This window comes from Tumebacillus lipolyticus, from assembly GCF_042682745.1.
GTDB lineage: Bacteria > Bacillota > Bacilli > Tumebacillales > Tumebacillaceae > Tumebacillus_A > Tumebacillus_A lipolyticus.
The window spans coordinates 758330-777676 of the sequence record NZ_JBHUIO010000002.1; the positions used below are offsets into that span (position 1 = coordinate 758330).

Sequence of the window (19347 nt, forward strand, 5' to 3'; positions counted from 1 at the left end):
TCATTGGAACGACCACTGCCGTTGCTGATGCCGCATGCGAAACTTTACAAATTGCTCTTTTTTGTCCAGATGGAAATACACATTGTGTTGCAACAGTTCGCTCATCGGTCGCCCTGGCTGACGACCGAACGAATGGCCGGGATAGACGTGGACGCTTGGGCGCACCCACGTTTTAACCTTTTGCACACTTTCATACATCGCCTCCGGATCGCCGCCCAAGCTGTCGCAAACACCACAACCTTCAATAAAGATCGTGTCACCAGCAAACAGGCTGTCGGAGAGCAGATAACAGGCGCTTCCTGCCGTGTGTCCAGGGGTCAGCAGACAGGTGATAGAAGTCATGCCTAAGTGAATCGTTGAAAAATCGTCAAGCGCATGTAGGGAACTGCAAGTGAATCGATAATACTCGATCTCCTGACGCGACATGTAAACTTGCGGATTGTAACGCCTGACCAGTGGTTCGACCAGGTTGACATGATCGTCATGTGAATGAGTCAGCAGAATCGTTGTCAAATCCACTTCGAGGGAATCGATCAACCCTGCGATCTTCGACATCTCCCAAGCTGGGTCGACGACAGCAGCCTGTCTGGTCACCTGATCAACAATCAGATAGATGTTGTTGATAATATGGCGATTTCCCACTTTTAGCGAGTGGACTTGATAGGTGCTGCTCATGATCGAACCTCCTTCGATGAACGGTGACAGCAATCGTACAAGCGATGATCGAAATCAGCATTTTTAAAATATGTTCAGAATGTACGACCTTAAAAATAACAACACATATACATTCCGGAAACAAATAGAATTCCTTTTTAAGAAAATTTTTTCACTATTTAATATACCATTGCCTATAAATTGGGTCAAGTTCCTAGTTGCAATACTTTAAAAGGTTTTCCATTTACCAATTCTTATCACTATTCTTATCTATTAATTCACAAAAACATGACCCGACTGTTGTCGAATCTTTCTTCATTAATAGATCTTCTACAATCTTGCGAGCAGATGCGCCTCAAATAAAAAAATCGGCAGCCGCTCACGCAAATGGCTACCGATTCTTTCGATCTCGCTTTCAGCTCACCGAGTTGCTTGCTCATACCACCAATGTCGATCATGCTGATCTCCCCAACCTGTCGATCCACTGCAGCAATTTATTTTTTTCGATCGTATCGGAGATCGAATACTTTTCCGCATAGAGGTGAAGAAACAGCGACGCGAGCAACCAGACCAGCGTTACCGGAAGCGTACAGGTGGCGACGACCAAAAAGCCGATCCCCCCGCCGAGCAGGTTGGAGCCCGCATCCCCCATCATCGTGCGCGCCTTTAGATCATCAGGAAAATAGGCGAGCACCATGCCGAGCAACAGCCAGAATCCAGGCGATTCCACCGCGCGAAGCGAAAAGATCCCGAGCAGCGCGAGCAGCAGCAGCGCCCCTTTGCACGCTCGACCAGGTCGCAGATCGAGCAGGTTGACCATGTTCGCCGACAGCGCGATGACCGCGCTGTCCAGCACCAATTTCCACCCGCTTGCTCCGATCAGCCACGCTCCGGCAAGCCCGACGCCAATCCCTGCTACCGCCTTGATCAGCCCTGTCGTCAGCTCACGGCGCTTCAGCAGCTGCCTCAGGTGACCGCGAATTCCTGTCACCTCTCGATTGCCCACCACATCGTCGAGCAACCCGATCACAAAAAAACCTGTGCAGACCACGAGCATCCCGATCAGATCCTGCACCATCGTCCACGGGATCGGCAGCAGATCGCTGATCAGAAAAAAGGGGACGGTGGTAAAAAACAGCCCGAGCCAAAGCGCGCTGCCCATGCCGATCGGCACGCTTTTACCCACATAGTTTTTCCGGATCAGACCTGCCTTTTTAAATGCGGTCTGCAGCGGGCGCACCGTCCAGCCGGTCAGCAGATACCCACCCCAGAATGCGATCAACAACCCGGCCGCTGTTCCTGCCAAAAAAGGATTCATCTCATCTGCCACCTGCTCAGCAGCACGCGCGCGATCTGCACAAACTGTTTGCCGCGATGCAAAAAACCGCGCAGATCGCGCCCGTACTCGCGATTTTTCATTGCCACTTCCACCTCTAAGAGGCGCATCCCTTTTCTCGCCGCATCGATCGTCATCCCCACCTCTACGCCGTACCCGTCGCCGAGGTTTTCAATCGCGTTCAATGCGCGGCGGTTGACTGCCCGCTGCCCGGAGAGCGGAGCTTCCAGCTCAACACCGCTCAGCCTTTTGATGCCGTTTCGGGCAAAGTTTTTGACGATGCCGAAACCGCCTCTCGCAGGCTTCGGCAGGCGACCGATCGTCATGTCACAGCGCTCCTGCAAGATCGGATCGACCAGCTTCTCCACTTCCACCGCCGTCTCGCAGAGATCCGCATCAAGAAAGACCACGATATCCGCATCTGTCGCCAAGAGCCCCGAATAAAGCGCCGCCCCTTTTCCATAGTTGGTGGAATGGCGAATCACCCGCGCACCCGCCTCCAACGACACCCGATAGGTTTCATCTGTCGAGCCGTCGTCGATCACGATGATCTCCTCGACGATCGCAAGCGTCCGCAGGGCCAAGATCGTTTGGTCGATGCGGTCCGCTTCGTTCCATGCGGGAATGAGCACGCTCACCTTCACTGTGCGGTGACCTCCTTTGCGTTTGAGACTTTCGGCAGCAGCGCTTCGGCCGTCTTCTTGATGCCAAAATGACCTTTGACACCTCCCAAAATGTCGATCAGCGCGACCAATCCGGTCACCTGATCGATGTTGTCGACGGTGGAGACGCCCAGCGCTCGATAATGGCTCACCCCTGAGTGCACAACATCCGATCGCTCCACACCGGTTGGATCGATCGCCTGTTTTTGCAGCGCTTTCAGCAGTGGGAGATCGAACGTCAACACCCGCTGTCTGTTCGCTTCACCTGCTCCGCCGACGACGATCACCTGATCGGGGCGCACGCCCAGCTCCCCGCTCGCCGTCATCGCGTTGCTTCCCTGCAAAAAGGTCACGACCGCCCCTCCGTTTTGCAGATACAGCTCCCGCACCAGCGCCTCGGCCAGCATGCTGTACATCCCTTTTCCATCGCGCGAGCTGATGCCGAGCACCTCCAGCAGCGGCTGATGCCGCGCTTCGAGCAGCGGCAGGGCGTTGGTCAGGGAGACGGTGCTCGTCACGCGAGCTCCCGCCGTCTCCAACTGGGTGAGGATGCCCGACAGGTCGGATGGCTCAATCTGCAAAACGGCCACTTTCTTCCCCGCGAGACGATCTTTCACATAGTGCCCCCCCACTTGGCCGACCACCTGCTCCAATCGCCCCTGCGATTTTTCCAACTCTCCGTTCTGCTTTTGCAGCTTCACATTGTCCGCTTTGGTCTGCGTATATCGCTCCTCTAACTGCTCCAGCAGTTGTACCTGCTCTTTGACGATCACCCCTTCCCCAAGCGTTCCACCGAGCAACAGCCCGAGGCCGAGCGCGAGAAAGACCGCGATCAAGGTCATGATGTGATATCGAAAGCCGTACAGCGCGGTTCCCTCCTCTCATACGCGATCGATCAGGTTACCAACAGGATGATGTTCAAATACAACATGTTTAGAAAAGAGCGGGTCAGCGGATTCAGCCATGCGACGATGCCGATCGGCACGAAGGCAGCGCCGACGAGCAGACATGCGGCTCGCCAATCGACCGTTCGGCAGTAGAGCTGCGACACCCCTTTGGCATCGACCAGTTTGTTGCCGATCCGCATGCGAGTCAGCACTGTGCTCGCCATCCCCCGCCGCCCTTTCTCTAAGAAATCGATCATGTTCGAATGCGTTCCTAAAGCGACGATTAGCTCCGCGCCATACTCGTGGGCGAGCAGCATCGCCACATCTTCGCTCGTCCCAGGTGCGGGATAGGTGTGCGCCATGCGCTGCAGCGCATCTGTGCGCGCCAACCCCGGAGCTCGTCCGTCCGGATAGGCGTGAACGATCAGCTCCGCACCCGAACAGAGTCCAGCATCGGTGACCGAATCCATATCACCCACGATCAGATCGGGGCGAAACCCTGCATCCAGCAGCGCATCCGCTCCTCCGTCCACACCGATCAACACCGGCTTCACATCGTGGATATAGGTGGCGATCGCTCGCAAATCCTCTTTATACGTCGGCCCGCGCACCACGACGAGCACGTGGCGGCCAGCCAGCTTCGTCTTCAGCTCAAGCTTGGGCAGATCGCCGAGAAAAAAGTTTTTTTCCTGCTGGGCGTAGGTCAGCGTATTCTCGACAAAGGAGCGCAGCTCACGTTTGACGCTGAGCATCGCCTTGGCCATCTTGGCCAACACCTGCTCCTCCCCAAGCAGGTCAGCCTTGCCGATCACAGCATCCTCGCGCACGATCAGATTGTCGATCACCGCTAGTTCCTGACCTTCCACCAGCATCTGCATCAGCTCGGGCGGTGCGCAGTCGAGCAAGAGGATGCCTGCGCGCACCAGCTTCAGCGGCCCGAGATTCGGATAGCGCCCCGAGATCGAGGCGGCAGTGTTGATCACCGCTTGCGCTCTTGCTGCGATCAGGGCATCGGCAGCCACCTCGTCGAGATCCACATGGTGGATCACAGCGATCTCGCCCGCCTGCAACCGCTTGGCCAGGTGCTTCGTCTTGTGATCGACCCGTGCTACGCCGTGCAACCGGATGACATTTCCTCTCTTTTCAGGGGCAAATCGCATCTTTTGCACCACCTTTCGTCCTCAGGGCGACCGAAGGCACAAAAAAACGGTCACCCCTAGTATGGAACAGGTGACCGCCAGATAATCCCATGTATGCAAAAGAAAAAGGTATGAAAAAGAAAAAGAGACCCTTGGCTCGATATCAGGGTCTCTCTTTCTTATAAGCTCGAACCGTCCCCACATTCTGCACAAACAGAATGGCTGTTGTTGGGGAACTTGCACTCCGCTGCGCTAGCCATTCGCAGTTGAGTGGAGCCGTGCTTGTGGGTCTTACTATATGTAAGATGCTTTTCGGGGTGAAAAAGTTTCACCTCGAAAAAAATTTTTTATCAATATCACTAACAATCATTAATGCTCTCCCATCATGCCTGACAATATTTCTAAAGCGTGCGGCAGGACAGGTGTAAGCACTTCCAAACATTCGCGGACTCCCTTCGGACTGCCGGGGAGATTGATGATCAAGGTGCTCCCACGAGTGCCGACGACCGAGCGGGAGAGCATCGCATACTTCGTCTTCTCCAAGGATGCGGCGCGCATCGCTTCCGCCATGCCAGGAACTTGCCGATCGATCACGGCGAGCGTCGCCTCAGGCGTCACATCTCGTTTCGCCAGCCCTGTACCACCTGTGGTCAGGAGCAGATCGAGTTTATACTCGTCGCAGTAGCATACCATAGAATCGTGCAAGATGTCAAATTCGTCAGGCACAACTCGATATTCGACCACTTCAGCGCCGATGTCGAGCATCATTTCCCGGATCACCTGTCCGCTGACATCTTCGCGCTCCCCGCTCGCCCCTTTGTCGCTGGCGGTGAGAATTCCAACGCGCCATCGCATCATCTTCGCTCGCTCCCTTCCCGATGGTAATCGCCGCTCTTGCCTCCCGTCTTATCGAGCAAGCAGACGTTTTGAATCGTCATGCCCTTGTCGACCGCTTTGCACATGTCGTAGACGGTCAGAGCGGCTGCCGTGACAGCTGTCAGCGCCTCCATCTCCACTCCGGTCTTGTACGTCGTAGCGACCGTCGCATAGACGACCAGCGCGCGCTGCCCCTCCTCTTCGAAGCTCAAGTCCACTTTGGTCAGCGGCAGCGGATGGCACATCGGGATCAGGTCGGACGTTTTTTTCGCCGCCATGATCCCGGCAACCTGAGCGACGGCGAGCACGTCGCCCTTTTTCATCTTGCCTTGTCGAATCAGGGACAGAGTCTCCTCCTCCATCTCGATCCGAGCCGTGGCGGTCGCGATGCGTTTGGTCACGTCCTTCTGGGTGACATCGACCATCTGCGCGCGCCCCTGTTCATTAAAATGGGTCAGCCGGTTCTCCTCCATCACAACGTCTCCCTATCAGCCGCCGATCTGCGACATGCGTCGCAGCGTCGGATTGTGCGATTTTTCTTCGCCGATCAGCGCTTTGGCCATCTCGTGCGTCTCCGGTTTGGCATCGAGGCTCCGCAGAAAAAGCTCTGTCAGCTTTTGTTCGTCGCCGAGCGCATTCTTTACGTTAAACTCATCTTCCCAGTACAAGCATGGCTTCAGGCTGCCGTCTGCGGTCAACCGCAGACGATTGCAGCTCTGGCAGAAATGGTCGCTGACCGGATGGATCAGGCCGAACGCGCCTTTCGCGCCTGGGATCGTGAAGTTTTCTGCCGGTCCGTTTCCTTTGATCGCTTGGGCGAGCTGCACAGGCTCCCACCCGTTCTGGTGACAGCGGTCGATCACCGTCTGCAGCGGCAGGTAGCTCCCTTTCCAATCCTCGCCCTCATGCCCGATCGGCATGTATTCGATAAAGCGCACCGTCAGCGGTCGCTCGATCGACAGCCGGAGGAAATCGTCGATCTCATCCTCATTGAATCCTTTCATCAGCACGACGTTCAACTTGATCGGATCGAAGCCGACCTCAAACGAGCGCTCCAGCGCATCGAGCACCCGCGAAAGATCTCCGCCGCGCGTGATGCTCGCAAATCGTTCCGGGTTGAGCGAGTCGAGCGATATGTTCACACGGGTGATTCCCGCCTCTTTTAACGCCTGGGCCCGCTGTGCCAGATAGATGGCGTTGGTGGTCAGCGCGATATCTTCAATGCCGGGCAGAGCGGACAGCTGTTCGATCAGCCGCTCCAAGTTGGGCCGCACCAGCGGCTCCCCCCCGGTGATTCGCAAACGGCGCACGCCGAGCTTGGCAGCCACCCGCACGACTTCGGTGATCTGCTCGAAGCTCAGGTAATGGCTCGGTTCAAGAAAAGGCAATCCTTCCGCAGGCATGCAGTAGCGACAGCGCAAATTGCAACGATCGGTGACTGAGATGCGCAGATAATCGTGGACCCGTTGAAACTTGTCGATCAGCACGCGAGGATTCCCCCTTTCGCAGGAAAAACTTGTACGCCTATTATAGCATAAGCATTGGTCAGATTCTGCTTGTATGGTATTCTCATGATGAATCAACTTCCGTTCAGGTCGATGCGACCGACTGCTAAAGGAGTTTCGTCAGATGAGATTAAACGTACAACTGTTTGCAAGCGTCGCCGAGGCGGTCGGTTCCCGCAGTTGGGAAGTCGAGCTGCCAGATGGCGCATCGGTTCAAGATTTGCTGACCGCACTTCTCCATCAACATCCGACTGTCGAGCAGCTGCTTCAGATCTCGTTCGCATCGGTCAATCACCGATTTGCTACGCCCGACACGAAGCTCTCTGCAGGGGACGAAGTCGCCATCCTGCCTCCCGTCTCCGGCGGACAGGATGATCAGCCTCGCCCCCGCTTTGAGATCACCGATCGACCGCTGTCTGCCGATCAGGTGATGGCCAAGGTGCGCAATCCGCTCGCTGGGGCGATCAATCTGTTTGTGGGCACCGTGCGCGAGCTGACGCAAGGCAAGCGCACCGTGCGATTAGAATATGAAGCATATGAGCCGATGGCGCTGAAGATGATGGAGCAGATCGCCGCCGAGATCGAGGAGCGATGGCCCGGCACCGAGGTGGCGATGTCACATCGAATCGGCAAGCTAGAGATCGAGGAGGCGGCTGTCATCATCGCCGTCGCCACGCCACATCGCGCCGCTTCGTATGAGGCGGGACGCTATGCGATCGAGCGATTGAAAGAGATCGTTCCGATCTGGAAAAAAGAGAACTGGGACGATGGAACAGAGTGGATCGGTCACCAGCAAGGACCGTGGAATCCACTGCGTCCTGAGACGGAGAGGGATGTTTGACTGATGGACCTGGCTCGTTATTCAAGACAGATATTGTTTGCCGACATCGGAGAAGAAGGCCAGAGAAAACTGCTCAAGAGCCGTGTCGCAGTGGTCGGCATGGGTGCGCTCGGAACGGTGCTCGCCAATCACATGGTGCGCGCAGGAGTTGGCTTTGTGCGGATCATCGACCGCGATTTTGTCGAATCGTCCAATCTGCAGCGGCAGATGCTCTATACGGAACGGCATGCGGAAGAAGGCATTCCCAAGGCGATCGCAGCTGCGGAAATGCTCGCACAGGTAAACTCCCAAGTGACGATCGAACCGATCGTCGCCGATCTGACGTGGAAAAATGCGGAAGACTATTTGACAGATGTCGACCTTGTGCTCGACGGTAGCGATAACTTTCAAGTTCGCTTTTTGGTCAACGATGTGTGCGTGAAGCATCGCATTCCGTGGGTGTATGGCGGCGGCGTGAGCGCAAACGGGATGACCCTGCCGATCCTCCCGCAGGAAACGCCATGTCTGCGCTGCCTGTTCGAGTCGGCCCCCGCTCCCGGATCGACCGCAACCTGTGACACGGCGGGCGTGATCGGGCCGATCATTCACATCGTCGCCTCCTACCAAGCGGTCGAGGCGATGAAGTTGCTCGTGGAAGCGAAAGACAAAGTGCGCCGCACGATGCTCAACATCGGCGTCTGGGAGTACAGCACCTCTTCGATCGATATCTCCAAGGCGAAGCGTCCCGACTGCGCATGCTGCGGGCAGCGGCGTTTCGAATACTTAGAGCCTGTCGCAGGCAACCAAGAGGTATCGCTCTGTGGACGCAACACGATTCAGATCTCCCCGGCTGAGCCGTGGGCGGTCGATCTATCGGCGATGGCGGAGCGCCTGTCGCTGAGCGGCAAGGTCGAGCAGAACAAATTCCTGCTGCGCTTTTACGTGAGCGACGAGGTGCGTCTCGTCGTCTTCTCGGACGGTCGCGTGCTGGTCCAAGGCACCGATGATCTGAGCGTGGCGCGCACTCTGTATGCCCGATATATCGGAAACTAGAAACAACCCCGCTTCCTCCGAAGCGGGGTTCAGATTGCAGACAAACGCCCTCGTTCACTTGCAACAAGAGGGCGTTTGTCTGTTTATTTGAACTGTCTAAAGAAAAAATAAGTCATTTCGCTCTAGCGAGGGCGATTACTTTCGTCAACGATTTTGCCTCCATACATGAAAAAAAGCCGGCTGCGCTGAATCTCAGGACAAATGCTTTTGGAAAGAGTATCTAAAAGAGCACCCGGTCAGGGATGTTCTCTTGGATATTCAGGTCAATGGAAATAAAACTTTATGGTAAATTAGCGTTCGTATTTTTCCAGAATACTACGAATGTAATTTTGAAACTCTGTCCGTACTTCAAGCGGCTCAATTACTTCACATTTATCTCCAAATGCAAGCAACTTTTGATATCCGAATGCATTCTTGATGATCGGATAAGTCGCAAGGCAAGTCTCTTCCCCCATCTGAAGGATATGTCCTTCCCCAAAACGTTCGATCACTTTATCTATGACTGAACGATGGATGCGAATCGTTACATCAACCCATTCCTGACTCATCCATTCGGCTCCATTCATGGGTAACGGTGTAAATTCTCTTGGCACAAAAGTGTCCCGCGACACCTGTAGCCTGCTCGTTCGCGCCAATTTGAATATGCGAAAATCCGCTCTATCGACACAGTAACTTTGCAAGTACCAACTACTTTCTTTGAAGACAACCTGATACGGCTCGACCTTTCGGGAACTAATACGTCCGTCCCGATCTACATAATCAAAGACCAAATATCGCTGTTCATTCATCGCGGTCTCAATAAAACTAAGTAAATTTCGCAACGATTCATTTCCTTGATTTAACGATAAATCTACTGCATACTTCCCACCCGCAATATCAGTACCGCTATCATGATGGATAGCATGCAGTTTCTCCAAAACGTAAACAAGTTCCTTATGGCCAAATAACTGTATATAGCTGTTCAAGCTGGCCAACAATGTCTGAATATCATGTTGTGTAAATAACAGCTTGTCCATTTTATAGGATTTCATCAATCCCACCCCGCCCATCGCCCCCTGATGAGTAAAAATAGGCAGCCCAGCAAAGGTTAAAGTATCAATATCACGATAAATGGTTCTTCTGCTCACTTCAAGACGTTCAGCCAATTCCCGTGCGCTGATAACATCACGCTCTAACAAAATCATAATCAAGGCCATTAAGCGATCAATTTTCATATTCCACCTCCCATTCAAGTATGCCATATAGATGTCACAGTTGATAGATTATGCTAAATACGTATTCACAATTCACCCATTACTAGGAGGCATCACGTAATGAACAATTTCAAGTTTGAAAAGAAGCAAGCCTTTCGTGTCATCGGTATTAAAACCACTCTAAGCGATGGGACAAACATCCACTCTCCACAGTTTTCTAACCAAAAGACAACGTTTTTCAAGAGTGTGATTGATAATGGACAAATCGCCAGCCTTCGTCCTTACGCAGATAGCCCTTATGGTTACGCCGTAGTAGCCAAGGAGAATGGATTTATCGTTTATTATGCGGGTGTCCAATCTTCCAAACCTCTGCCCGAACATGCTGATGAAGTCCAGTTCCCGGGAAGTGAATATTTAATCTTATCAGGAAGCGGCGGATTATCGCGCTTGGCATTTGATAAGTTGGAAGATCAGGCATTTGGCTCACTTTTAACCGACGAATACGAATATGTATATTCCGGAGCACCGATTGCAGAAGTTTTGCTTAATGGAAATCCAACTGACGCCGAAGTTGAGGTGTGGATACCTGTGCACAAACGAAATGTAAGATAAAGCAGCACAGAAGACTTGTTGACTTGTACAAAAGACATGACCTTTATGCAGGTCAAATTCAATTGACCGCATCAGCGTGTAGACAAAGTACCTCATGGTACAAAGTCTACACGCTTTTTTGTTGAATCATTTTTTATAGCGCTGTTGTCATTGCAATAGGATTCTTCTATACCCAGTTATTTTGCACGTGTGAATTTAGCCATACAACAGAGGTAGCTATTAGGAATGCTCACTTGGCAAGAAGAATTGCGTTAACAGCTGTTTTGAATCCATTCTTAAGATAAAATTTCTCCGATGGAAATCCCTTGGTAGTTGTTAACACGATAGTGCTTATATCCTGCTTTTTAATGTCAGATTCGATAAGCTCTAGAAACTTGCTACCCGCTCCTTGTCCTTGGAATTTTTCACTTATACAAAATTGATCAATGAAATATTCCATTCCTTTTAGACATGGCTTTTTTGCTCCTAGGCTCAATCCAACAAGTTCATCGCCTACTTTTAGAACGTAACCTAGAAAATAATTGTTTTTCATGTGATTCTCAAAAAAATCTACAACTTGTTTTCTTGACTCATAGATATCATTCCAAGGTTCTTTTGAGAAAGTGTCAATGAATAAATCAACACAATCATCAAGCATGTCGTATTTCAACAAATATAGATCAGCCTCTAATCCCATATCTATTTACCTCCATCAAATTAAAGTTTCTTTGGTATCATTCAGTGCTAGTTGAATGAGAGCAACAACATCACGCATGAAGTATCCTCCTTTTCCCCTTGGATTAGCTCTTCACCAACCGAGGCTGCATGAGCCGAATATCAACGATTTGAGGACGAAAATATAATAACATAGGGAAGCAACAAAAAAAGGCTACTGCTCTGCCAGAAAAAGCAGATCAGTAACCTATCGTTGTTGAAATGGTGCGGTCAAGAGGACTTGAACCTCCACAGGGTTGCCCCCACAAGAACCTGAATCTTGCGCGTCTGCCAATTCCGCCATGACCGCATATGAAGATGGTGCCGGCGAAAGGAATCGAACCCTCGACCTACTGATTACAAGTCAGTTGCTCTGCCTGCTGAGCTACACCGGCACGTGGTGTTGACGTTATTTAAGATAACATCGCCACCCCAAATTCGTCAAGAGGTTTTGTACTCTTTTTTTGCGATCGATAAGATCATCACCGTCAGCACGATGCAAAGACCGCCGATCGCCTCATAGAAGCCGAACGGCACCTGCAACCACAGCACCGATGCGACCACCGCCACCAGCGGCTCCACGCTGGAGAGCATGCTCGTCTCAGACTGCGAGATGAAGCGCAGCGACTCCAAGTACAAAAAGAAGGCGATCAGCGTGCCGAACAGGATCACAAACAGCACGAGCGACGAGCTGTACAGCGTCCAGATCTGCCCCTCCATCAACCACGGGCGCTCCAGCAAGAACAGTCCCACCCCGCCGATCAGCATGCTCCATCCGATCACGACCAAAGAGTTCCACCGCTTGAGGAGCCCGGTGGGGAACAGCACGTAAAAGGCGAGCGCACCGGCTGCCATCAGCCCCCAGAACACGGCGATTCCGGGCACCGACAGCTCGTCGAACCTCCCGTTTGTCACGAGCAACGCTGTGCCAAACAGCGCGATCGGCAACGCGATCAGCTCCCGAGCTGTCGGCATCTTGCGCAACCTGAGCGCTAAAAACGCAGTGACGATCAGCGGAGCGAGAAATTGCAGAAGCGCTGCGGTCGCCGCATTGCCCGTATCGATCGCACTGAAAAACGTATATTGGGTGCCCAGTACCCCCAGCACGCCGAATATGACCACCCCGAGCCGATCCTTCGGATGTTTCCAGATGGCGAGCAGTTGATTCCCTTTCCCCAAAAAGGCGGCGATCATCAACAGCGCGGCACCTGCGGTCAACATGCGCAGCGTCACCAAATATCCAGGTATAAATCCATACTCCTCAAACAGCTCCTGCGCGACCGTTCCGGAAAGCCCCCACATCGCAGAAGCGAACGACGCCATCAAAAAACCTTTCACACGCGAATACATGCTTTGCGCACCCTTTCCCAGTCCTCTGCGACGATCGCGAGCAGATCTACCGCGCTCGAAAGCTCACAGAATCACTCTCTGCTGTCCATGCCAAATGCTGTCTTCAGGGCGTTCACCGCTCCCGCATACTCCTGTTTGCTCCAGCCGTTATACGAAGGGTGCGGAACCCCTTCGATCACCTGCCACAGCTGGCTCTCTACCCCAGCCAACCGAAAGAACTTTTGTGCGAACCGTCCGCACGGCACGACGATCAGGCGATTCTCGCGCAGCTTGTCCAACTTTTTGCGCAAGCTCTCGGCGATGATCTCCTGCACGTCATTCCAGACGGGGTCCGCATAGACGTGCTTGTTGTTCGTCGAACGAACGCCTTCCAAAGCTTTAAAAAAGTCTGTATGCTGTTCCCGCAAGTGAAGATCCTGATAGGCGGCCGCCTGCATCGGAATCTGACAGACGTTCATCAGCCCCACCTTGTTCAGCGCAGGTCGGTCGAGCTGCTCCTCTCGGTTCTTCTTGATCAAGATGCCGAGCGGATATTTCTCAAATCGCTCCCCATACAGGTGCTTGGTCATCGAAGCGCCTGACGATCCAGAGACGGGCGCCCCGTATTTTAGCTCCTGCACGTGTGGGCTTTCCAGCAAAAACAAAAATTGTACCTGCTGATCGATCAAGTCTGGAACCAAATATTTTTTGGCAAGACCGTTAAAGACTTGCCGCAACTCCTGCTTCCTCTCGCTCACAAATTCACCCTCTGATCTGCTGTGATTTGACCGACACTATTATAGCAAATCTAGCAAATGATCGCTGTTTTCGCAGCGCGATCTGCCGTTATCACCAGCGGATCGCGAACAAAAACAGCATCCCCTCGTCGCCGAGGAGATGCGAAAAGCTAGAGTTGCAACCCTTCTGACACCGTCACAAAGCGATATCCGTCCGCCTTCAACCGCGTGACGACCCGCTGCACCACATCGAGAAAAGCGCTCGGATCGCTGTGCCTGCCATCGTGCAACAGGATGATCGCGCCCGGATGAACGCCCTGCAAGATCTGCTCGGTGATCTTGTCAGGATCATACCCTGGTTCGTACTGTTCTGCAGGATCGACATCCCAGGTGACCAGCTTGCGATCTTGCTGCTTCAACAGCCAGGGCAACACGACCATCTTATCGCCATACGGGGGGCGAAACAGATTTTTCTCCTTCACGCCAAGCTTTTCAAACAGGCTGTCCATCTGCGCGAGATCGTCCCGAATAAAGCCTGGGGTCTTGTAGATCATCCGATCGTGGTTCACCGTGTGATTGCCCACTTGGTGCCCTTCCTGCACCACCCGCTCCCCCACTTCCCAGTTGTCGACCAGATTGAAGCCGGTCATAAAAAAGGTCGCCTTCACCTGCTCCCTGCCCAACAGGTCGAGCAGCGGAGCGGTCCACTCCTTCGTCGGACCGTCATCAAATGTCAGGGCGACAACCTTTTCCTCTGTCGCAAAGTGGGTCACCGGGTCTAAAAACAGCGAGCGGTCTGCTGGCCTGTTGTAGTAAAAAAACAGAAACAGGTTGCACGCCACAAAGATGCCGACCACCAGACCTGCATATTTTAACGCTCTCTTCATGCAAGTTGCCCTCCTCATCAGATCAATCTGCTCATCACGATTCTTTCTGCTTCCAACTTTTCATCTGTCGATCGGATGGCAACAGATAGGTCAGGATGCCGAGCAGCGGTAACAGCGAGCAGAACACCATCGTAAAATCAAGCCCTTGCAGGTCGGACATCTTGCCGAGAGTGACCGAGCCGATCGCGCCGAGACCGAACGCCAGCCCGATGATCAATCCGGAGACGGTTCCCACTTTGCCTGGGATCAGCTCCTGCGCGTACACCACCGTAGCCGACCAGCTCGTCGACAGGATCACCCCGATCACAAAGAGCAGCGGATAGGCGGCAGTCAGTCCGACATGCGGCAAGAGCAAGGCGAACGGCGCCGCACCGATCATCGAGAAAAAGATGATTCTGCGCCTGCCATAGCGATCGCCAAGCGGACCGCCGATCAGCGTCCCGATCACCCCGGCCACCATGAAGAGAAAGATCAGCACTTGCGCGGAGGAGATCGAGAGACCATACTTTTCGATCAGGTAGAATTGATAATAATTGCCGAGCCCCGAAGTGTACCACGAACGGGCGAAGACGAGAAAGACCAACAGCACCATCGCAACGCCGATCTGCTTTCTGCTCGCGCCCATTCCGCTGCGCTCGCCTTGCTTTTTGGCCGGGATCGCTTGCAGGCTCAGCTTGCGCGTGTACCAGGAGGAGACGAACAACAACACCAGGATCGCCAGCGCCGCAAACGACGTAAACCAGATCGCGCCAAACTGTCCGAGCGGCACAAAGATCAGCGCCGTCATCAAGGGAGCGAGCGAACTGCCCGTATTGCCGCCAACTTGAAAGACAGACTGGGCGAACCCCCGCCTTGAACCGGCCGCCAGATAGACCACTTTCGAGCCTTCCGGATGAAAGACGGCCGACCCTAAGCCGATGAACAGCACCGCGCAGATGATCAGACTGTAGGACTGCAGAAATGCCAGTCCGAGCATCCCGATCAGGCTCAAGCCCATGCCGACCGGAAGCATGTACGGCTTCGGTCGCTTATCCGACCAATACCCCACCACCGGTTGCAAAATCGACGAGGTCATCGTCATCGCAAACGAGATCCAGCCTACCTGCGTAAACGTAAGCGACAGCGACTGCTGCAGGATGGGAAAGATCGCTGGAATCACAGCTTGCATCGAATCGTTTAACAGATGAACAAAGCTGATCGCAAACAAGATCTGGTACATCGTGCCAGTCGCCGTCGACTGAGCATTCGCTTTTGCCACCGATTGCATCGGCACATCACCCTTTCCGGACCTTGTTTGACTCTTTCGATATCCGTAATAATTGTACGTCAAACGCTCTTTTCTGAAAAGACTGTCTGGCCGATGCTCCTTCATCGGAGCAAGCTGCTTGGCGATCTGGGTGTAAAGCCACTTCCAGACGTTTTGCAGAAGCACCACAAGCTGAGCAGATTCCCAAGCCTGACCTCAGCATTTCACCTCACTCAAACGCACCCTTTCGCCCTTTTTGCCGCCTTTTCCACACCTGTATGAATCAATCTCCCCCACGCCCGCATGTACTAAAGAAAAAGGTTCAGTCAAGGAGGGACGGTTAGTGCCAGATTTTGTTGCCACCATGACCAAATGGATCGTCGCGTTCCTCATCATCTTTCTGCTCTGCATGATTCTCGTGCTCACCTTCTTCAGACAAAGAAAAAGTGGAACTTCCTCCCTAGCTGCTGTCTGATCTCATGCGAAAACCCCTGTCTCCAGCAGAGACAGGGGTTTTATTTTCCGTTCAACTATTCGAGGAGGTCATCCGCCTCCACGCCATCCTCATAGCTGTTGTCGTTGACCAAGATGGTTTCCTGACATTCGGGACAGAGCACTTCGACGATCTCATCGCCGCGAAACACGTCTTCATCGACAAACACCGTCTCCTTGCAATTTGGACAGCTCATCTCCAAATATTCGATCCCTGTGTCAGCTTCGTCCAGTTCAAGATCTGCATCATACTCGAACTCATCCTCATCGAGCTCGCCGTACAATTCCTCTTCCAGATCGGTCAGGTCGTCATCGACCGCTTCGATGTACTCTTCCAGCTGTTCCTGCATCATCGTCAGGCGATCGAGGGTTCGAGCCATCTCGTTCATGACGTCCAACATGCCGACAAGCACCCGGCCTTCCGGGCTGCCTTGCCCAACGTTCAGTCCTTCTGCTAGACCTTTCAAGTAAGCCAGTCGTTCTTTGATTGGGTTCAAGAGACTCGTTCCTCCTTCGCGGCCAACATGCGGCTCTTAGCTCGTAAGATTTTCCATACATTTGCTAGTCTGACCGAACGAGCCACATTTTAACCGCGCACCCCCCAAAGAATCAGCCCGACCCCGCCCATGACGACGACCATCCGCCAAAATTCCAGCCGATCAGCCAGCCCGAGCAGGCCGAGCGATGTGACCAAGATCAGTACGGTCGGCCCCACCAGCGCAAGGGCAGCGTTGATCTGTACCGCTTTTTGTAGGCTACCAAAGTACAGCATCAGGATCGCCGCCACCACCTCGATCGTCCCTGAGAGCAAGCGCAGTCCTGCCATCCCGAGCAAGATATGTTCACGAAAAAATGAAAGCATCCTCTCGCCTCCTCACCTGCAAGCATCACTATTCGAACATATGCTGTGCGCGGACAAGGTATCACCAAAACAAACAGGCACGCCTCCCTGAAGAGGCGTGCCTGTTTGTTTTCGTTATGCGCGGGAGACGTAATCCCCGCTGCGAGTGTCGATGATCAGCTTTTCGCCGACTTCGATGAACAGCGGAACCTGCACGACAGCACCCGTTTGCATCACAGCATTTTTGGAGCCGCCTTGTGCGGTATCGCCCTTGATGCCTGGTTCAGTCTCTGCAACTTCCAGCACGACGGTGTTCGGCAGTTCGACACCGATCGCTTGACTTTCGTAGATCATCACGGAGCATTCCATGTTCTCAAGCAGGTACTTGGTCTCCTCTTCCAACATCGCAGCCGGAATCCCCAGTTGCTCGAAGGATTCGTTGTCCATGAACGTGAAAAACTCACCGTCGTTGTACAGGTATTGCATCTTGCGAGTTTCAACCCGTGCGCGCGGCACCTTCTCACCAGCGCGGAAGGTCATCTCGCGAACAGCACCTGTGCGGATGTTTTTCAGCTTGGTGCGGACGAATGCGGCGCCTTTGCCAGGCTTCACGTGCATAAACTCGACGACGCGCCAGATGCCACCATCATATTCGATCGTTACGCCTGGACGAAAATCGTTTGAAGAAATCATGAAAAATGCCTCCCATGTGGTTCTAAAAGTCTCTCGGCCTTAGCCGATGGTCAAAAGTTCTTTTGTCGAAGAGGTGAGGATCTCGATGCCCGTCTCTTGCAGCACGATGTCATCTTCGATGCGCACGCCGCCAAAGTTCGGGAGGTAAATGCCCGGTTCGATCGTCACGACCATTCCCGGCTTGAGCACCATATCTCCGCGGACAGACAGGCTGGGCATCTCGTGTACAGCGGTGCCGAGGCCATGTCCGAGCGAATGCCCGAAGTTATCTCCGTAGCCGTGAGCCGAGATGATGTCGCGAGCGAGCGCATCCGCTTCGCGGCCGGTCATGCCCACTTTGATGTTCGCCAGCGTGTGCAGTTGGGACTTGAGCACGATGTCGTAAATCTCACGCTGCTTGTCGGTCGGCTCTCCCAAGACGACCGTGCGGGTGAGGTCGGAACAGTACCCTTGGTAGTATGCGCCAAAATCCATCTTTACAAAATCGCCCGCTTCGAGAATCTTCTCGCTCGCCACGCCATGCGGCAGGGAAGATCGCGCACCAGATGCGACGATGATGTCGAACGAGGAGCATTTCGCGCCTTGTTTGCGCATGAAAAACTCCAGTTCCAGCGCAACGTCGATCTCCGAGATTCCGGGGCGCAAGAAGCTGAGGATGTGTGAGAACGCATCGTCTGCGATCTTCGCCGCTTGGCGCATGATCACAAGTTCGCTCTCATCTTTGAACAGGCGGATCTCTTCCACGACGTTGGAAGACGGCACCAGCGTGATGCTGTCGAGTTTCTCACCTAGCGATTCGTAGAGGCTGTAGTTGACATGATCTTTCTCGAAAGCGAGCTTGGTCAACTGCTTGGCTCTCAACTCTGCAAGAAGCGATGCGGCAAAATCGCTCGCTTCCACGACGCGGCAGTGTGGGCATTGCACAGTCGCTTGTTCGGTGTAGCGGAAGTCGGTGATCATGATCGCTTCGTCATGCGTGACGAGCAAGTAGCCGGTCGAACCTGTAAAACCCGAGATGTAAAAGCGATTCTCCATCTTCAGGATGAGCATTGCTTCCAAACCTTGCTCGGTCATTTTCGCGCGCAAACGTGTCAGACGCTGTTCCACAGAAACTCCCCCTTAGCTGTTCATTGTCTACTCAGCAGATAACAACCCTCTTTTGGCAAAATCTTCAATCAGCGCATGGAAGGCGAGCGTATACCCGAGCGCGCCTAGCCCGCAGATCTGGCCCATGACGACAGGAGCGGTCATCGAGCGATGACGAAACTCTTCGCGCGCATGGATGTTCGACAGATGCACTTCGATCGTCGGGATCTGAATCGCCGCCAAACAATCGCGGATGGCGATGCTGGTGTGCGTATAGGCGGCCGGGTTGAGGATGATGCCGTCCGTGTTGCCAACGCACGCCTGCAGGCGATCGATCAGCTCACCTTCATGGTTGGACTGAAAACTTTCCAGCTCGACGCCAAAGCGATCGGCGAGCAAAGCGAGATCGCGGTCAATCCCAGCAAGCGTCGTCCGGCCGTAAATCTCCGGCTCACGCGTGCCAAGCAGATTGAGGTTGGGCCCATGCATTACCAATATTTTCACCAAAGGGATAACCTCCCAAAAAGTCCAAGATACATTTTATCATGAAAATCTATCGTTGAATAGTCGCGAGCCGATCGCCGAGTTGTCAATCGCAACCGCTCG

Annotated in this window: 23 protein-coding genes and 2 tRNA genes; 4 read left to right on the top strand and 21 right to left on the bottom strand. The window is 53.5% G+C overall.

Going from position 1 to position 19347, the window contains the following annotated elements; translation table 11 throughout:
• The 8 genes from ACFSOY_RS02705 to moaA form a co-directional block, all read right to left on the bottom strand.
• Complete coding sequence (locus ACFSOY_RS02705) at positions 1-675, bottom strand: MBL fold metallo-hydrolase (protein ID WP_386043984.1); 675 nt, start codon at positions 673-675, stop codon at positions 1-3.
• A gap of 433 nt (positions 676-1108) precedes the next feature.
• Positions 1109-1972, bottom strand: a complete 864-nt coding sequence (locus ACFSOY_RS02710; protein WP_386043985.1) for a hypothetical protein — start codon at positions 1970-1972, stop codon at positions 1109-1111.
• On the bottom strand, positions 1969-2634 hold the full coding sequence (locus ACFSOY_RS02715; protein ID WP_386043986.1) for a glycosyltransferase family 2 protein: 666 nt from the start codon (positions 2632-2634) through the stop codon (positions 1969-1971). The genes ACFSOY_RS02710 and ACFSOY_RS02715 overlap by 4 nt, the downstream gene beginning before the upstream one ends.
• Positions 2631-3518, bottom strand: coding sequence for a copper transporter (locus ACFSOY_RS02720; RefSeq protein WP_386044471.1), 888 nt, complete (start codon positions 3516-3518; stop codon positions 2631-2633). The genes ACFSOY_RS02715 and ACFSOY_RS02720 overlap by 4 nt, the downstream gene beginning before the upstream one ends.
• A 29-nt stretch (positions 3519-3547) precedes the next feature.
• On the bottom strand, positions 3548-4699 hold the full coding sequence (steA, locus tag ACFSOY_RS02725) for a putative cytokinetic ring protein SteA (protein WP_386043987.1): 1152 nt from the start codon (positions 4697-4699) through the stop codon (positions 3548-3550).
• Positions 4700-5047: 348 nt separating this feature from the next.
• Positions 5048-5533, bottom strand: coding sequence for a MogA/MoaB family molybdenum cofactor biosynthesis protein (locus tag ACFSOY_RS02730; protein ID WP_386044473.1), 486 nt, complete (start codon positions 5531-5533; stop codon positions 5048-5050).
• Positions 5533-6027, bottom strand: coding sequence for a cyclic pyranopterin monophosphate synthase MoaC (gene moaC, locus ACFSOY_RS02735; protein WP_386043988.1), 495 nt, complete (start codon positions 6025-6027; stop codon positions 5533-5535). The genes ACFSOY_RS02730 and moaC overlap by 1 nt, the downstream gene beginning before the upstream one ends.
• A 15-nt stretch (positions 6028-6042) precedes the next feature.
• Positions 6043-7041 carry a GTP 3',8-cyclase MoaA gene (gene moaA, locus ACFSOY_RS02740; RefSeq protein WP_386043989.1) on the bottom strand — a complete coding sequence of 333 codons (999 nt, stop codon included), beginning with the start codon at positions 7039-7041 and terminating at the stop codon, positions 6043-6045.
• Positions 7042-7183: 142 nt separating this feature from the next.
• Between moaA and ACFSOY_RS02745 the strand changes: the two genes are divergently transcribed.
• On the top strand, positions 7184-7900 hold the full coding sequence (locus ACFSOY_RS02745; protein ID WP_386043990.1) for a molybdenum cofactor biosynthesis protein: 717 nt from the start codon (positions 7184-7186) through the stop codon (positions 7898-7900).
• Positions 7901-7903: 3 nt separating this feature from the next.
• The gene (locus ACFSOY_RS02750; protein WP_386043991.1) at positions 7904-8932 is read left to right on the top strand and encodes a ThiF family adenylyltransferase; all 1029 of its coding nucleotides are present in this window, start codon (positions 7904-7906) and stop codon (positions 8930-8932) included.
• A 290-nt stretch (positions 8933-9222) separates the two neighbouring features.
• Here ACFSOY_RS02750 and ACFSOY_RS02755 read toward each other — a convergent pair whose 3' ends face one another.
• Positions 9223-10146 (bottom strand): helix-turn-helix transcriptional regulator, encoded by a 924-nt coding sequence (locus ACFSOY_RS02755; RefSeq protein ID WP_386043992.1) that lies wholly within the window; start codon positions 10144-10146, stop codon positions 9223-9225.
• A gap of 99 nt (positions 10147-10245) precedes the next feature.
• On the opposite strand from ACFSOY_RS02755, the gene ACFSOY_RS02760 reads away from it, so the two are divergent.
• Entirely contained in the window at positions 10246-10737 is a 492-nt protein-coding gene (locus ACFSOY_RS02760) for an effector binding domain-containing protein (RefSeq protein ID WP_386043993.1), read from the top strand.
• Between the two features lie 229 nt (positions 10738-10966).
• Here ACFSOY_RS02760 and ACFSOY_RS02765 read toward each other — a convergent pair whose 3' ends face one another.
• The 7 genes from ACFSOY_RS02765 to ACFSOY_RS02795 all read right to left on the bottom strand — a co-directional run bounded on the left by ACFSOY_RS02765 (position 10967) and on the right by ACFSOY_RS02795 (position 15650).
• Entirely contained in the window at positions 10967-11413 is a 447-nt protein-coding gene (locus ACFSOY_RS02765) for a GNAT family N-acetyltransferase (RefSeq protein ID WP_386043994.1), read from the bottom strand.
• 240 nt (positions 11414-11653) lie between these two features.
• A tRNA-Leu gene (locus tag ACFSOY_RS02770) sits at positions 11654-11740 on the bottom strand.
• A 9-nt stretch (positions 11741-11749) separates the two neighbouring features.
• Positions 11750-11825, bottom strand: a tRNA-Thr gene (locus tag ACFSOY_RS02775).
• Positions 11826-11871: 46 nt separating this feature from the next.
• Positions 11872-12780, bottom strand: a complete 909-nt coding sequence (locus ACFSOY_RS02780) for a DMT family transporter (RefSeq protein WP_386043995.1) — start codon at positions 12778-12780, stop codon at positions 11872-11874.
• Positions 12781-12851: 71 nt separating this feature from the next.
• On the bottom strand, positions 12852-13517 hold the full coding sequence (locus tag ACFSOY_RS02785) for a uracil-DNA glycosylase family protein (protein ID WP_386043996.1): 666 nt from the start codon (positions 13515-13517) through the stop codon (positions 12852-12854).
• Between the two features lie 149 nt (positions 13518-13666).
• Complete coding sequence (locus ACFSOY_RS02790; protein WP_386043997.1) at positions 13667-14383, bottom strand: polysaccharide deacetylase family protein; 717 nt, start codon at positions 14381-14383, stop codon at positions 13667-13669.
• 34 nt (positions 14384-14417) lie between these two features.
• Positions 14418-15650 carry an MFS transporter gene (locus tag ACFSOY_RS02795; RefSeq protein WP_386043998.1) on the bottom strand — a complete coding sequence of 411 codons (1233 nt, stop codon included), beginning with the start codon at positions 15648-15650 and terminating at the stop codon, positions 14418-14420.
• Between the two features lie 322 nt (positions 15651-15972).
• Between ACFSOY_RS02795 and ACFSOY_RS02800 the strand changes: the two genes are divergently transcribed.
• Positions 15973-16104: a hypothetical protein gene (locus tag ACFSOY_RS02800; protein WP_386043999.1), complete on the top strand. Its 132-nt coding sequence runs from the start codon at positions 15973-15975 to the stop codon at positions 16102-16104.
• A 55-nt stretch (positions 16105-16159) separates the two neighbouring features.
• Here the strand turns inward: ACFSOY_RS02800 and ACFSOY_RS02805 are convergent, their stop codons facing one another.
• The 5 genes from ACFSOY_RS02805 to aroQ all read right to left on the bottom strand — a co-directional run bounded on the left by ACFSOY_RS02805 (position 16160) and on the right by aroQ (position 19245).
• Entirely contained in the window at positions 16160-16618 is a 459-nt protein-coding gene (locus ACFSOY_RS02805; protein WP_386044000.1) for a CD1247 N-terminal domain-containing protein, read from the bottom strand.
• Positions 16619-16707: 89 nt separating this feature from the next.
• Positions 16708-16983 carry a YqhV family protein gene (locus ACFSOY_RS02810; RefSeq protein WP_386044001.1) on the bottom strand — a complete coding sequence of 92 codons (276 nt, stop codon included), beginning with the start codon at positions 16981-16983 and terminating at the stop codon, positions 16708-16710.
• A 114-nt stretch (positions 16984-17097) separates the two neighbouring features.
• Positions 17098-17655, bottom strand: a complete 558-nt coding sequence (efp, locus tag ACFSOY_RS02815) for an elongation factor P (protein WP_386044002.1) — start codon at positions 17653-17655, stop codon at positions 17098-17100.
• Between the two features lie 39 nt (positions 17656-17694).
• A complete protein-coding gene (locus ACFSOY_RS02820; RefSeq protein ID WP_386044003.1) occupies positions 17695-18762 on the bottom strand; it encodes a M24 family metallopeptidase in 1068 nt (355 codons plus the stop codon).
• 27 nt (positions 18763-18789) lie between these two features.
• Positions 18790-19245 (bottom strand): type II 3-dehydroquinate dehydratase, encoded by a 456-nt coding sequence (aroQ, locus tag ACFSOY_RS02825; protein ID WP_386044004.1) that lies wholly within the window; start codon positions 19243-19245, stop codon positions 18790-18792.
• Positions 19246-19347: the final 102 nt, after the last annotated feature.

Coding starts and splice junctions, on each gene's coding strand:
- ACFSOY_RS02705 (WP_386043984.1), bottom strand. CDS start 675: ATGAGCAGCACCTATCAAGTCCACTCGCTAAAAGTGGGAAATCGCCAT.
- ACFSOY_RS02710 (WP_386043985.1), bottom strand. CDS start 1,972: ATGAATCCTTTTTTGGCAGGAACAGCGGCCGGGTTGTTGATCGCATTC.
- steA (WP_386043987.1), bottom strand. CDS start 4,699: ATGCGATTTGCCCCTGAAAAGAGAGGAAATGTCATCCGGTTGCACGGC.
- ACFSOY_RS02730 (WP_386044473.1), bottom strand. CDS start 5,533: ATGCGATGGCGCGTTGGAATTCTCACCGCCAGCGACAAAGGGGCGAGC.
- moaC (WP_386043988.1), bottom strand. CDS start 6,027: ATGGAGGAGAACCGGCTGACCCATTTTAATGAACAGGGGCGCGCGCAG.
- ACFSOY_RS02745 (WP_386043990.1), top strand. CDS start 7,184: ATGAGATTAAACGTACAACTGTTTGCAAGCGTCGCCGAGGCGGTCGGT.
- ACFSOY_RS02750 (WP_386043991.1), top strand. CDS start 7,904: ATGGACCTGGCTCGTTATTCAAGACAGATATTGTTTGCCGACATCGGA.
- ACFSOY_RS02755 (WP_386043992.1), bottom strand. CDS start 10,146: ATGAAAATTGATCGCTTAATGGCCTTGATTATGATTTTGTTAGAGCGT.
- ACFSOY_RS02760 (WP_386043993.1), top strand. CDS start 10,246: ATGAACAATTTCAAGTTTGAAAAGAAGCAAGCCTTTCGTGTCATCGGT.
- ACFSOY_RS02765 (WP_386043994.1), bottom strand. CDS start 11,413: ATGGGATTAGAGGCTGATCTATATTTGTTGAAATACGACATGCTTGAT.
- ACFSOY_RS02780 (WP_386043995.1), bottom strand. CDS start 12,780: ATGTATTCGCGTGTGAAAGGTTTTTTGATGGCGTCGTTCGCTTCTGCG.
- ACFSOY_RS02790 (WP_386043997.1), bottom strand. CDS start 14,383: ATGAAGAGAGCGTTAAAATATGCAGGTCTGGTGGTCGGCATCTTTGTG.
- ACFSOY_RS02795 (WP_386043998.1), bottom strand. CDS start 15,650: ATGCAATCGGTGGCAAAAGCGAATGCTCAGTCGACGGCGACTGGCACG.
- ACFSOY_RS02810 (WP_386044001.1), bottom strand. CDS start 16,983: ATGCTTTCATTTTTTCGTGAACATATCTTGCTCGGGATGGCAGGACTG.
- efp (WP_386044002.1), bottom strand. CDS start 17,655: ATGATTTCTTCAAACGATTTTCGTCCAGGCGTAACGATCGAATATGAT.